Genomic DNA, 13,243 nt, shown 5'->3' with positions numbered 1-13,243 from the left:
TCGGTCACGCATGTTCTTCACTCGTTTCGTTTCTCTCTCGGTGTGGCGGCGCGGGTCGCATGCCCGCGCGCGGCCGTCAGCCGGTCTTGACCGGCTGCCTCATGGACGAAGCGTCGTTCTCCTTCGCCTGAGTCTGATTCCCTCGTGACTGCGCGGACGCGGGCTGCGCCGTGCGCGCGGCCGCGCGTCGGCGAGCGGCGATCCCGATGAGGGACGAGGGGTGATCGGTCGGGGTACCCAGGGCCGCGGTGACGCGATCGAGGTAGACCGCGATGATCACCACCGCGAGTCCGGCTTCCACGCCGATCGCGAGTCGCGCGGTCGAGACCGACTGCACGACGAGCTTTCCGAGGCCGTCGGCGCCGACGATGCCGGCGAGCACCGCCATCGACAAGGCGAGCATGATCACCTGGTTGACGCCGGCCATGATCGTGGGCATCGCGAGCGGGAGCTGGATGCCCCGCAGGATCTGGCCGGGCTTCGCGCCGAACGCGTTGCCGGCCTCGACGGTCTCCGCGTCGACTCCGCGGATGCCGAGCTCGGTCAGACGCACGCCCGGCGGGAGCGCGAAGATCACCGTCGCGACGACGCCGGGCACGACCCCGATGCTGAAGAACGTGATCGCGGGGATCAGGTAGACGAACCCCGGCATGGTCTGCATGAAGTCCAGCACCGGCTTGAGGATCGCCCGCACGGTGTCGTTGCGCGCCGACCAGATGCCGAGCGGGATGGCGATCACCACCGCGACGAGTGTCGCGATGAGGACGAGCGAGAGCGTCTGCATGGACGCCTCCCACAGGTCCATCGCCACGATCAGCGTGAACGTCAGCGCGGTGCCGAGCGCCATCTGCCACGACCGGACCGCCCATCCGATGAGCGCGAACAGCAGGATCGCGAGCGGCACTGGGATCGCGAGGAGGCCGTCGGTGAGTCCGTCGACGAGGAAGCGCACGACGACCGTGATGACGTCGAACAGCGCGTCGAGGTTGTCGCGCAGCCACGCGACGGCGTCTTCGACCCACGTGCCGAGGGGGATGCGGAAGCCGTCCATCAGTGCACCGCCTCTCGGTCGATGCCACCCGATCCCGGTGGCGTTTCGCCCCCGGCGAGCACCTCGTCGATCACGGAGACCGGGATCGGCTGCGGCTGGACCGGGATCTCCTCCGTCGCACCGGGGCCGGGTCCGAGCGCCGCGAGGAGAGTGACGCGCGGGATCACGCCGACGAGATGCCCGTCATCGTCGGTCACGGCGAGGGGGAGGGGCGACTCGACGGCCGGCACGAACAGGTTCATGAGGATCTCGTCCTGTCGCACGCTCTGCGGCACGGGACGCAGGACGGGCGCCATCGACACGGCGCCGGCGCGCGCGAGCTTGACGGCGTCGCGATCCGTGATCATGCCGACGAGCGTGCGATCGCGCCCGACGACGTACGCGGCCGAGGTGTAGCTGTCGCGCATCTGGCGGAGGGCCGTGCGCGGCCCCGCGGTCTCCGAGACGACCGGACGGGGGCGCTCCATCACGTTCGCGGCTGTGAGGACGCGGGCGCGGTCGACGTCCTGCACGAACTGCTCGACGTAGTCGTTCGCGGGGTCGGTGAGGATGTCCTCGGGCGTGCCGACCTGCACGATGCGCCCGTCGCGCATGACGGCGATCCGGTCGCCGAGCAGCATCGCCTCGTTGAGGTCGTGGGTGATGAACACGATCGTCTTGCGCAGTTTCTGCTGCAGCTCGAGCAGCTGCTCCTGCATCTCGCGCCGGATGAGCGGATCCAGGGCGCTGAAGGCCTCGTCCATCAGGAGGATGTCGGTGTCGGCGGCGAGGGCGCGCGCGATCCCCACGCGCTGCTGCATGCCGCCCGACAGCGCCGACGGGAGCTTGTCGCCCCACCCGCCGAGGCCGACGAGCTCGAGGATCTCCTCGGCCTTCGCCCGGCGCGCGTCCTTCGCGACTCCGCGCAGCTCAAGCGGGTAGGCGACGTTGTCGGCGACCGTGCGGTGAGGGAGCAGCGCGAAGTGCTGGAACACCATCGCGATCCGGTCACGGCGGATGCTGCGCAGACGGCTCGCGCCGACGCCGGTGATCGGCTCGCCCTGCACGGTGATCGTCCCCGTGGTGGCGTCGTGCAGACCGTTGAGCATGCGGATCACGGTCGACTTGCCCGAGCCGGACAGGCCCATGATGACGAAGATCTCGCCGGGGTGGACGTCGAAGCTCGCGTCGATGACCGCCGCGGTGCCGGCATCGGCGACCTCCGCGCGCGTCGCGCCTGCGCGCAGGCGCTCGACGACTCTCTCGGGGTGGCGGCCGAACACCTTGTAGACGTGCTCGACCCGGATTGCTGGAGCGGTCACTGTGCAACCTCGGCAGCCCGGTGCAGAGGGCTGCATCGGTAACGCCCGGGTGGCGATCACTCGCGCTCGTTCGGAAACGGCGCTCCGGCTGCGGATTTCGGATCCGAGCAAAGACCGCCGACCGTACGCCCGCCGGTCTGATCCCTTCCCCGGGAATCACCAGCGGCCGCGGACTGGTCGGGTAAGCCCTTTCGGGCCGCCTTCGACACTCTCACGCATCAGCGAGCAGATGCAAACCCGCGGTCCCGCCAGACGGGCCGCAGCCCGCCCCTTACGCCCGCAGCGAAGCCGCGACCGCGAGCTCGAAGTCCTCCTCCACCAATGCTCCGTGCGCCGCCGCGCCCGCCACTGCTCCGGCGCCCATCGACTGAGGGACGTTCGCCATCGGATTCACCACGTTTCCCGCGGCCCAGATGCGGCGGGAGCTCGTGCGGCCGCCGGCGTCGACGGCGAGAAACAAGCCGTGCGGCGTCTCGACGCGGACCAGGTTCAGGCCCGCGAGGAACCCGTCGTGCGGCCGGGGCGTGGCCATCGTGAACATCGCGTCGAGCGGAATCGTTCGCTCGTCGCGAAGTCGCACTCCGGTGAGGTCCGGCGCGTCGCCGAGGAGCTCGAGGACGGGCTCGCGCTCGATCGCGATGCCGCGTGCCCGCCAGCGCTGCTCGACGGCGGGGTCCAGATCGCCGAGCGCTCCCGTGAACACGGTGACGTCGTCGCTCAGCTGCCGCACGAGCTGCGCCTGGTGCAGCTGCAGCGGCGAGAGCAGCAGCACCCCGAGCCGCTGATCGCGCACCTCCCACCCATGACAGAAGGGGCAGTGCAGCACGCTGCGGCCCCATCGCTCCGAGACACCGGGAAGCTCGGGCAGCTCGTCGGTGATCCCGGTCGCGACGACGAGCGTCCGGGCTGCGTGCCGGGTGCCGTCATCGAGAGACACCGCGACGCTCGTCGACCCTTCATCGACGGTGACGACGGATGCCGCCCGCACCGCGACCCCGTACACCTCCAGCTCGGCGCGGCCGCGCGCGAGCAGGTCGGGCGGGGGAGTGCCGTCCTGCCCGAGGACGGCGTGCATGTGCTCGGCGAACCGGTTGCGCGGTGCGCCGGCGTCGACGACGAGCGTGCGTCGGCGCGATCTCCCGAGCATCTGCGCGGCGCTGAGGCCGGCTGCGCCGGCACCGATCACGATCGCATCCCACTGTTCCATGGCTCAAGCGTGGATGGCAGGATGGATAATGGCAAGCGCGTTTGCAAAATCAGCAAGAAGGGTCGTGAGTCATGGAGGAGCTCGATCGGGTGGGGCCGCGCCTGAGAGAAGCACGCCTCGCGAAGGGACTGACGCTCGAGGCGGTCGCCGGCAGGTCGGGCATGTCGGTCAGCACACTCTCTCGGCTTGAGTCGGGGAAACGGCAGGCGACGCTCGCGCTGCTGATCCCCGTGACGCGCCAGCTCGGCATCCGCATCGACGACCTGGTCAGGCCCGAGTCGGCAGACCCTCGCGTTCGGCGTCCGGCGGTCCGTCGCAACGGAATGGTCATCGCGCCCCTCACGCTCGAGGACTCGCCCGTGAGCACCTTCAAGATCACGTACTCGCCGGCTCGTGAGCTCCCGCCCCTCAAGACGCATGACGGGTTCGAATGGCTCTACGTGCTGAGCGGGCGTCTGCGCCTGCGGCTCGGCGAGCAGGACCTCGTGCTCGCCCGCGGGGAGGCGGCCGAGTTCGACACGCGCACGCCGCACGCCATGAGCGCCGTCGGCGCGCGCCCCGCTGAGGTGATCAGCATCTTCAACGCGGAGGGAGAGCGCATCCACACGCACGACGCGGCCTCGCGCGACGCGTGAGCCGTGGGATCCGTCTCGCCGTCATCGGCCGCGACGCCGGCCGATCGTCAGCACCGGGTCGACGACGCCCGACCCGTGGTCGAGCTGGTAGTCGAGGTTGACCGCGGCGTTGATGAGTGCGAGGTGGCTGAACGCCTGCGGGAAGTTGCCGAGCTGCTCGCCGGTGAGCCCGATCTCCTCGGCGAAGAGCCCGAGGTGATTCGCGTACGTGAGCATCTTCTCGAAGATGAGCTGCGCCTCGTCGAGGCGGCCCGAGCGCGCGAGCGCGTCGACGTACCAGAACGAGCACAGCGTGAACGTGCCCTCCGAGCCGCGCAGGCCGTCGGGCGCTGCGGCGGGGTTGTACCGGTAGACGAGGCTGTCCGACACGAGCTCGTCGTCCATCGCATCGAGCGTCGACAGCCACATCGGGTCGTTGGGCGCGACGAACCCCATGAGCGGCATGACCAGCAGCGACGCGTCCAGCACGTCGGAGCCCTCGTGCTGCACGAACGCGCCGCGCTTCTCGTGCCAGCCGCTCGCCATGATCTCGGCGTAGATCGCGTTGCGCTCGCGGATCCACCGGTCGAGGTCGGCGGGCCTGCCCCGGAGCTGGGCGAGGCGGATGCCGCGGTCCAGCGCCACCCAGCACATGAACCGCCCGTACGTGAACTTCTGCCGTCCGCCGCGGGTCTCCCAGATGCCCTCCTCAGGGGTGTTCCAGTTGTCGCACACCCAGTCGAGCATCTCGGCGATCTGCACCCACCCCGCGTGCGGGAGCTGAAGCCCGTGCGTGTCGGCGAGGTGGATCGAGTCCATCGTCTCGCCGTAGATGTCGAGCTGCAGCTGGTCGGCCGCGCCGTTGCCGATGCGGACGGGCGTCGAGCCGCGATACCCCGCGAGGTGGTGGAGGGTCTCCTCCTCGAGGTCGGACGAGCCGTCGACGCGGTACATGATCTTGAGCGGCCCGGACCCGGTGCCGGCGCTCTCGCGGATGCGGTCCATGAGCCACTTCACGAACGCCTCGGCCTCTTCGGTGTAGCCGAGTCCGAGGAGCGCGTACACCGAGAACGACGCATCGCGGATCCACGTGTAGCGGTAGTCCCAGTTGCGCTCGCCGCCGACCTGCTCGGGCAGCCCCGCCGTGGGCGCGGCGACGAGGGCGCCCGTCGGCGCGTAGGTCATGAGCTTGAGCGTCATCGCAGACCGCGCGACGACCTCGCGCCAGCGCCCGCGGTAGGTCGAGCGGTTGTTCCAGTCGCGCCAGAATCGGCGCGTCGTGTGGAACAGCTCGATCATCTCCTCTTCGCTCACCTGTGTCGGCGGCACGCCGCCCGACTCGAGCATCACGCCGGTGAGCTCGCCGGCCTTGAGGGTCCCGGTGATGCGGATGCCGCCGTCGACGAGCTCGATCCGCCCGGCCCGCTGCGACCCGTGGATCACGGGAGGTCCGACGCGGTGGAGCGTGAGCGACAGATCGGGGGTCGTGAACATGACCCCCGACTCGGGCACGGGATGGATCTCGTGAGGAGTGCGGCCGTAGTCGAAGCGGGGCTGGATGTCGGCCTGGAACGTCATCTCGCCGCGCACCACGCGGACCATCCGCACGAGCCGATGGCGATCGGTCGCCTCACCCTCGATGACGGGCATGAAGTCGATGAGCTCGCCGACTCCCGCCTCGCTCATGAAGCGCGTGATGAGGATGGCGGTGTCAGGCAGGTAGAGCTGGCGCGTGACGTAGTCGTCGACGAGCGGCCGCACGCTGAACCGGCCGCCCTTCTCCGCGTCGAGCAGGGACGCGAAGACGCTCGGCGAGTCGAACCGTGGAAGACAGAACCAGTCGATCGTGCCGTTGACGTCGACGAGCGCCGCTGTCTGCAGATCGCCGATGAGCCCATGGTCCGCGATGTTCGGGTAATCCTGCGCCACGTATGACCTCCTCGCTCCGACGAGTCCGACAGTACGCGAGGACGCGTCGCGAAGGTCATACCGACAGGGTGATCCGGCGCGATGGACTCCTGATGAACCGCGCGAAAGGCCAGTATCGTTCGAGCCATGAGCACAGTGCAGACCACGCCCGCAGAGCCGTGGTTCACTCAGGACGCGGATGCCGTCGTCGCGGCGATCGGGACCGACCGCGAGCGCGGACTGACGAACGCCGAGGCGCAGCAGCGCCTCGCGACGTACGGGCCGAACTCGATCGCGGCGGAGCCCGCGCCGTCGGTGTGGCAGGTCGCGCTGCGGCAGCTCGCCGATCCGATGAACATCATGCTGGTCGCAGTCGCGATCGTGAGCCTGTTCATCGACCAGACGAGCGTCGCGATCCTCGTCGGCGGGCTCGTGGTGCTCAACGTCGTGCTGGGCACACGGCAGGAGCTCAAGGCGAAGGCGTCGGTCGACGCGCTCGCGAAGATGCAGATCCCGCAGGCGAAGGTCGTGCGCGACGGCGTCCTCCAGCAGGTCGACGCGACAAGCCTCGTGCCGGGCGACATCGTGATGCTCGAGGCGGGCGACATGGTGCCGGCGGATGCCCGGATCCTGCGTTCCGCGACGCTTGAGACGCAGGAGGCGGCGCTCACGGGCGAGAGCGCGCCGATCGCGAAGGACGCGGGGAGGATCGACGACCCTGAGACGACCCTCGGTGACCGCGCGAACATGGTGTTCCAGAACACGCAGGTCACGCGCGGCACCGCGACGGTCGTCGTCACCGACACCGGCATGAACACCCAGATGGGTCGCATCGCATCGATGCTGTCGGCCGTCAAGCCCGCGAAGTCGCCGCTGCAGCGCGAGCTCGACTCGCTCACCGTCGTGCTCGGCTGGATCGCGTGGGGCGCCGTCGCGATCATCGTCATCGCGGGGCTCCTGCGCGGGCAGGAGATCGCGTCGGTGCTGCTGCTCGGCATCTCGATGGCGATCTCGGCGATACCGACGGGCATGCCGTCGTTCGTGCAGGCGATGCTCTCGTACGGCTCGCGCCAGCTCGCCGAGCACAACGCCATCGTGAAGAACCTCACCGACGTCGAGACTCTCGGCGCGACGAGCGCGATCAACTCCGACAAGACCGGCACGCTCACGATGAACGAGATGACCGTCGAGTCCCTGTACTACGCGGGGGAGTGGTTCTCGGTCAGCGGCTCCGGGTACGAGAAATCCGGTGAGATCCGCGGAGTCGCGGGTGGGGCGATGCCCGACTTCACGAACCTCGCACTCGGGCTCACGCTGTGCAGCGACGCGACCGTGTCGGACGAGGGCGACGTCATCGGCGATCCCACCGAGGCGGCGCTCGTCGTGCTCGCCGCCAAGATGGGCGCCGACGCCGAGATCACCCGCGCGCGCTTCCCGCGCGCCGCCGAGGTGCCGTTCGACTCGGCGTACAAGTTCATGGCGACCTTCCACGAGATCCCGGACGGCGCCGGCACGCGGCTCATCGCGATCGTCAAGGGCGGACCGGATGTCGTGCTCGAACGCTGCGCGCACGCCCTCACGCCCGATGGCCCGGTCGATCTCGCGTCACGCCGCGACGAGATCCTGGCCGCCAACCGCCGGCTCTCCGAGCAGGGACTCCGCGTGCTGGCGTTCGCCGTGCGACGGTTCCCGCAAGGCACGCCTGTGCCGGCAGATCCGATGTCGGCCGTCACCGACCTCACCTTCGTCGGCCTCGTAGGGATCATCGACCCGCTGCGCCCGTCGTCGAAGGAGGCGGTGCGCATCGCGCGCGAGGCCGGCATCGAAGTGCGCATGATCACGGGTGATCACTCGATCACGGCCGCCGCGATCGGCGAAAAGCTCGGCCTGGCGGAAGGGGCCGCGAGCGGAGCCGACATCCAGGCGATGAGCGACGACGAGCTCAAGGCCGCGCTGCCGATCCTGCACGTCTTCGGCCGCGTGACGCCCGAAGACAAGCTCCGCCTCGCACGGCTCATGCAGGAGCAGGGCGCCGTCGTCGCGATGACCGGTGACGCGGTCAACGACGCCGCAGCGCTCAAGCAGGCCGACATCGGCGTCGCGATGGGCTCGGGCAGCGACGTCACGAAGCAGGCGGGGAAGATGATCCTCGTCGACGACAACTTCGGCACGCTCGTGACGGCCGTGCAGCTGGGCCGCGCGATCTACGACAAGATCGTCAGCTATGTGCGCTACCAGATGGCGCTGCTGTTCTCGCTCGTGCTGCTGTTCCTCGTCGCGAGCCTCTTCGACATCAACGACGGCGTGCCGCTCACGCCGATCATGGTGCTCTTCCTGAACTTCTTCATCACGATCTTCCCGGTCATCGTGATCATGGTCGACCCCGCGCCCGAGGGGATCATGCAGAAGCCGCCGCGCGACCCGAAGAAGACGATCGCGAACCCGCTCGCCGTCGCGCAGTGGCTCTTCTACGGTCTGCTCATCTTCCTCACGGCGCTCCTGCCGCTGTTGCTCTTCGCCGACCAGGCGAGTTCGACCGAGCCGAACGTCCCCGTCACGATGACGTTCGCGGTCGCCGCGCTGGGCTCGATCTTCGCGGGCCTCGTCACGCGACGCGATCCCGAGTCGGGGCTCGAGCCGCCGATCCTCGCGGCGATCAAGTGGCTCTCGATCCCGCTCGTCCTGACCATCGCGACGGTCGAGCTCGGCTTCCTGCAGAACATCGTCGGAACGACGAGCCTCGACGGCCGCCAGTGGCTGCTCGTGCTCGGCCTCGCGCTCATCGTGCCCGTCGTCATCGAGCTCGAGAAGTGGATCCGGCGCACGCGTACGCGCCGCCGCGCCCATGCGGAGGCGGTGCCCGCGCGATGAGCGGCGACGACGAGCTCGAGGTCGCGACGCCCGTCTCGCGCATCCTCATGACCGAAGAGGCGGTCTACGGGCTCATCCTCGTCTCGGGCATGCTCGTCATCAGCGGCACGAACGCGGGAACCGCGCTCAACGCGCTCGTCACGGTTGCGCTCACCGTGGTCGTCTTCTTCGCCGCACACGTGTTCGCCGGGGCGCTCGCGCGCCTCGCCGCATCGGGCGGGCGGTCCGGCATCCGTGCCAGTGTCGGGTCGGCGGCGCGCCAGACCTTCGGTCTGCTGTTCGTGAGCATCGTCCCGCTCACGATCCTGCTGCTCGGCACCCTCGGAGTGTTCGACGATCATCGTGCGATCTGGCTGGCTCTCATCGCCAACACGATCATCCTCGGGGCGCTTGGGTGGTGGGCGATCGCACGCTGGAGCACGCACTGGACCGCGCGTCTCATCGGCGCCCTCATCACGGCGTCGTTCGGCGGCGTGCTGGTCCTCCTGAAGGCGATCGTCACCCACTAGGGCCGTGCAGAGACGGCGGCATGCGCCGTCGGTCCGATCAGCCCTTCGGCCACGTGACGAGCAGCAGGCCCTGCTTCGTGTCAGCGAGCTTGACCGTGCCGTCGGCGAACAGGTACGTCATGCCGTAGCCCTGCGCGTCGGTCGCGATCGTCGTCTGCGGGTTCTCGGTGATGTAGACGCCCTCAGGCGCCTGCTCGCGGATCCAGCCCTGCCCGACGAGCTCGTCCTGCGCGGTGCGCGCGAGCGAGTCGTCGACGCGAGCCCATCCGAACATCTGCAGGTGGTCGCTCGCGGGGGCGTTGAAGTCGGCCCACACGCACACGAGCCCGTCGGGCACCTCGTGCGAGCCGATGTAGAACGGATCGGCCCGCGACGTCCAGCCGATCGACTCGAAGTCGGCGACTGTCGTCTCGTCGATGATCGTCTCGCACGTCGGGTCGGCTTCCTCGCCGGCCGGAACGGGCTCGGCCGTCTGCTCGGGCTGCGTGGGCTCGGGCGCGGGCGACGTCTCGCTGGCATCGGGGGTGGGTGCGGCATCCGGCTCGGCTGATCCGCACGCCGACACGAAGAGGGCGGCTGAGGCGATCACGAGAGCGGCGCCGAGTCGGGGGAGCTGGCGGTTCATCGGTCGTTCTCCGGGGGGACGGGGGTGGGGGAGTGAAGGAGGTCGAGGAACGTCTGGTGCAGGACGCCGTTCGTCGCGAGCGACGACCGGCGGGAGATCGAAGGGGTGCCGTCGAAGGCCGTGAAGCGGCCGCCGGCCTCCGTGACGATGGGGACGAGGGCAGCGAGGTCGTACTCTTTGACGTCGAACTCGGCGACGAGCTCGAGGCGGCCCTCGGCCAACAGCATGTACGGCCACGCGTCGCCGTAGCCGCGGTCGCGCCACACCGACGACGTGAGGCGCTCCAGCGCGTCGAGCTGCCCCGCGTCGCGCCACTGGCCGATGCTCTGGAAGCTGACACTCGCCTCGTCGAGGGAGTCCACCGTCGAGACGGCGATCCGGCGTTCGCCGCCGTCGGGAGTGTTCGTCCACGCGCCGAGACCGGATGCGGCCCACCACCGGCGGCCGATCGCGGGCTGGCTCACGACGCCCACCTGCGGCACGCCGTCGACCGCGAGCGCGATGAGCGTCGACCACATCGGGATGCCGCGCAGGTAGTTCGCGGTGCCGTCGATGGGGTCGATGATCCACTGCCGGTCGGTGCCGCCCGAGACCCCGAACTCCTCGCCGAAGATCCCGTCGCCGGGACGCTCCTGCTCGAGCAGCGAGCGGATCGCGCGCTCGGTCGCGAGGTCGGCCTCCGTCACGTGCGTCGCGTCGGCCTTGACGCTGATCTCGAGGTCGGCGGCGTCGAAGCGGGCGACGGATGCCGCATCCGCGGCATCCGCAAGACGCAGTGCGAGGTCGAGGTCGACCTGCCAGGACCCCCCGGAGGCCGCGACGGCAGAAGGCGGGGTGGCGGGGGGAGTCACACGGATAGGATAAGCGGCGCACGACCTGGCCGATTTCACGGTGACACAATCGTGATGGTACTGTTGACCCTCGGTTCGCCGCGTGCGAAGCATCCGCCTCTAGCTCAATCGGCAGAGCAACTGACTCTTAATCAGTGGGTTCAGGGTTCAAGTCCCTGGGGGCGGACCATCTCTCTCTCAGGTCCGCAGCAGTGCTGATCGGTCGGCTACCATCGCGACGGTGGACGACATGACGGTGGTTCGGATCGTGCTCCTCGTCGTCCTCGTCGGCGCGGGTGTGCTCATCGTCTGGATGGCTCGCGCCACGGCTTCCGGGCGCCTGAAGCGCAATCACTTCGCCGGCATCCGGCTGCCCAGCACGATGGCGAGCGACAGCGCCTGGCTCGCGGCGCATGTGCGCGCGAAGGGGCCCACCGAGATCGCGGGCTTCACGGCGATCGCGATGGGTGTGTTCGCGCTGCTGCCCTTCCCTCTGCCCGTCCTCACGACCGGACTGATGGCCGGATGCGTCGTGATGCTCGGGCTCGTCCTCTACGGCGCCGGCGTCGGTGCACGCGCCGCCGCCGACGCTTCGCGCGGCTCGGACGACTGAGGCGTCCGCGGGCGCGCCGTCACATCGGGGCGCCGACCGTCAGTCCTCCATGTCGTCGTCGTCGACCTGCTGGTCGGTCGCGAGATCCGGGTCGGCGCCCTGCGTCACGTCCGCCGATTCGATGTCGCCGGCTGCGGCGGCGTTGCGCTCCATCGCCTCGCGGTCGCCCGTCTCATCCCACCCGCCGGCCGGGTCGGCGTTGATGAGGCCCTCGGGGAGGTTCTTCTCGTTGTCGCTCATGGGAGCTCCTCTCGACGGACCCCAGCCTGCGTGGCAGGCGGGGGTCCGTCGATGGGGTTGACGTAGCCCGTCTCGGTCAGGCGGCGTCGCCGAGGAGCACCGCGGATCCCTCGACCGCGTCATCCGGTTCGCGTTCGTCGACACCCGCGAGAGCCCGGCGCCCGATCAGGAGGGTCGCGGTCGCGATCAGCATCGAGACGGCTGCGAAGCCGTACGGAACCGCGGGTCCGTACAGGTGCCACAGCAGTGCGGCGAGCGGGGGAGCGGCGGCGCCGCCGAGGAACCGCACGGCCGAGTACGCCGACGAGGCGACGGCGCGAGGGAGATCCGTCGCCTCCATGACGGATTCGGTCAGCACCGTGTTCATCACGCCGAGCAGAAGTCCGCCGACGATGATGCATGCGACCAATCCCGTGGGATTCGCGACGACGAGCGCGGCGGCGACGAGATCGAGCGCGAGCAGCGGGAGCGTGATGAGCATGATCGTCGTGCGCGCCATGCGGCGGACGAGGATGGGTGCGAGCCACACGCTGGTCACCGCGAGCCCCACGCCCCATCCGAAGAACGTGAGGCCGATGCCCATCGCGCCGAAGCCGAGCGGGAAGGGCGAGAAGGCGAGCAGCACGAAGAAGCCGATGTTGTAGAACAGCGCCGTGATCGTGAGAACTGCGAGCGCGGGCACCCGCAGCGCGCGGAACGGAGCCGAGAACGGGACCGGTGCGCGACGTTCGGTCGGGCCCCGCAGGAGCGTCAGCACGGCCACGAAGGCGATGGCCATGAGCACGACGACGCCGAAGAACGGGGCTCGCCATGTCCACTCGCCGAGGAGGCCGCCCAGGAGCGGACCGACCGCGATGCCGAGGCCGAGAGCCGCCTCGTAGAGGACGATCGCCGCGCCGCTGCCGCCGCTCGCAGCGCCCACGATCGCCGCGAGCGCCGTCGAGATGAACAGGGCGTTTCCGAGCCCCCATCCGGCACGGAACGCGATGATCGCGTCGACGCTGCCGCTCAGTGCGCTGAAGAGCGAGAACACCACGATCAAGGCGAGGCCGATGAGGAGGGTCGCCTTCGATCCGAGTCGGCTCGAGATCCAACTCGTCACGAGCATCGCGATCCCTGTGACGACGAGGTAGCTGGTGAACAGGAGCTCCGTCTGGACCGGCGTCGCGTCGAGCGAATCCGCGATCGCGGGCAGGATCGGGTCGACCAGGCCGATGCCCATGAAGGCGACGACGCACGCGAAGGCGACGGCCCAGACCTGCGCCGGCTGACGCCACACGGTGCTGCGTGGAGCGCCGCTCATCGGGCGACCTCCTTCGTGCGCGTGCGCGATTCGAGGATGCTCGCCGCCTTGTGCAGTGCGGCCCACTCATCGTCGTCGAGGTCGTCGAACCACGGGGTCAGCACCTCGGCGAGGTGGGTGCGCCACGCCGCGAGCTCCGCGAGCCCCTTCTCGGTGGGGGCGACGACGACG

Annotated in this window: 12 protein-coding genes and 1 tRNA gene; 5 read left to right on the top strand and 8 right to left on the bottom strand. The window is 69.6% G+C overall.

All coding sequences use genetic code 11. From position 1 onward, the window contains the following. Positions 1 to 76: 76 nt before the first annotated feature. From VNR19_RS10935 to VNR19_RS10925, 3 genes are all read right to left on the bottom strand, one after another. A complete protein-coding gene (locus VNR19_RS10935; protein WP_325726678.1) occupies positions 77 to 1,051 on the bottom strand; it encodes an ABC transporter permease in 975 nt (324 codons plus the stop codon). Further along, positions 1,051 to 2,388 (bottom strand): quaternary amine ABC transporter ATP-binding protein, encoded by a 1,338-nt coding sequence (locus VNR19_RS10930; RefSeq protein WP_414684149.1) that lies wholly within the window; start codon positions 2,386 to 2,388, stop codon positions 1,051 to 1,053. The genes VNR19_RS10935 and VNR19_RS10930 overlap by 1 nt, the downstream gene beginning before the upstream one ends. A 235-nt stretch (positions 2,389 to 2,623) precedes the next feature. After that, a complete protein-coding gene (locus tag VNR19_RS10925) occupies positions 2,624 to 3,559 on the bottom strand; it encodes an NAD(P)/FAD-dependent oxidoreductase (RefSeq protein ID WP_325726674.1) in 936 nt (311 codons plus the stop codon). 71 nt (positions 3,560 to 3,630) lie between these two features. Between VNR19_RS10925 and VNR19_RS10920 the strand changes: the two genes are divergently transcribed. Next, positions 3,631 to 4,194 carry a helix-turn-helix domain-containing protein gene (locus VNR19_RS10920; protein WP_325726672.1) on the top strand — a complete coding sequence of 188 codons (564 nt, stop codon included), beginning with the start codon at positions 3,631 to 3,633 and terminating at the stop codon, positions 4,192 to 4,194. Between the two features lie 21 nt (positions 4,195 to 4,215). Here the strand turns inward: VNR19_RS10920 and VNR19_RS10915 are convergent, their stop codons facing one another. Next, complete coding sequence (locus tag VNR19_RS10915) at positions 4,216 to 6,102, bottom strand: glycoside hydrolase family 15 protein (RefSeq protein ID WP_325726670.1); 1,887 nt, start codon at positions 6,100 to 6,102, stop codon at positions 4,216 to 4,218. 126 nt (positions 6,103 to 6,228) lie between these two features. Between VNR19_RS10915 and VNR19_RS10910 the strand changes: the two genes are divergently transcribed. Together VNR19_RS10910 and VNR19_RS10905 are read left to right on the top strand one after the other, a co-directional pair. After that, on the top strand, positions 6,229 to 8,952 hold the full coding sequence (locus VNR19_RS10910; protein ID WP_325726668.1) for a cation-translocating P-type ATPase: 2,724 nt from the start codon (positions 6,229 to 6,231) through the stop codon (positions 8,950 to 8,952). Then, positions 8,949 to 9,461 carry a hypothetical protein gene (locus VNR19_RS10905; RefSeq protein ID WP_325726666.1) on the top strand — a complete coding sequence of 171 codons (513 nt, stop codon included), beginning with the start codon at positions 8,949 to 8,951 and terminating at the stop codon, positions 9,459 to 9,461. The genes VNR19_RS10910 and VNR19_RS10905 overlap by 4 nt, the downstream gene beginning before the upstream one ends. Before the next feature lie 37 nt (positions 9,462 to 9,498). Here VNR19_RS10905 and VNR19_RS10900 read toward each other — a convergent pair whose 3' ends face one another. Together VNR19_RS10900 and VNR19_RS10895 are read right to left on the bottom strand one after the other, a co-directional pair. Further along, positions 9,499 to 10,086 (bottom strand): hypothetical protein, encoded by a 588-nt coding sequence (locus VNR19_RS10900; RefSeq protein ID WP_325726664.1) that lies wholly within the window; start codon positions 10,084 to 10,086, stop codon positions 9,499 to 9,501. Beyond that, entirely contained in the window at positions 10,083 to 10,937 is an 855-nt protein-coding gene (locus VNR19_RS10895; protein ID WP_325726662.1) for an inositol monophosphatase family protein, read from the bottom strand. The genes VNR19_RS10900 and VNR19_RS10895 overlap by 4 nt, the downstream gene beginning before the upstream one ends. A 93-nt stretch (positions 10,938 to 11,030) precedes the next feature. Between VNR19_RS10895 and VNR19_RS10890 the strand changes: the two genes are divergently transcribed. Both VNR19_RS10890 and VNR19_RS10885 read left to right on the top strand, forming a co-directional pair. Further along, a tRNA-Lys gene (locus VNR19_RS10890) sits at positions 11,031 to 11,106 on the top strand. A 60-nt stretch (positions 11,107 to 11,166) separates the two neighbouring features. Then, positions 11,167 to 11,529, top strand: a complete 363-nt coding sequence (locus VNR19_RS10885) for an SdpI family protein (RefSeq protein ID WP_325726757.1) — start codon at positions 11,167 to 11,169, stop codon at positions 11,527 to 11,529. A 39-nt stretch (positions 11,530 to 11,568) separates the two neighbouring features. On the opposite strand, the gene VNR19_RS10880 is transcribed toward VNR19_RS10885, so the two are convergent. Together VNR19_RS10880 and VNR19_RS10875 are read right to left on the bottom strand one after the other, a co-directional pair. After that, positions 11,569 to 11,769, bottom strand: coding sequence for a hypothetical protein (locus VNR19_RS10880; protein ID WP_325726660.1), 201 nt, complete (start codon positions 11,767 to 11,769; stop codon positions 11,569 to 11,571). 76 nt (positions 11,770 to 11,845) lie between these two features. Continuing rightward, positions 11,846 to 13,072 carry an MFS transporter gene (locus VNR19_RS10875; protein WP_325726658.1) on the bottom strand — a complete coding sequence of 409 codons (1,227 nt, stop codon included), beginning with the start codon at positions 13,070 to 13,072 and terminating at the stop codon, positions 11,846 to 11,848. Between the last annotated feature and the right edge of the window lie 171 nt (positions 13,073 to 13,243).

Origin of the sequence: Microbacterium sp., assembly GCF_035556355.1 — a bacterium.
Lineage (GTDB): Bacteria > Actinomycetota > Actinomycetes > Actinomycetales > Microbacteriaceae > Microbacterium.
This window is presented reverse-complemented; position numbering and strand designations above follow the sequence as displayed.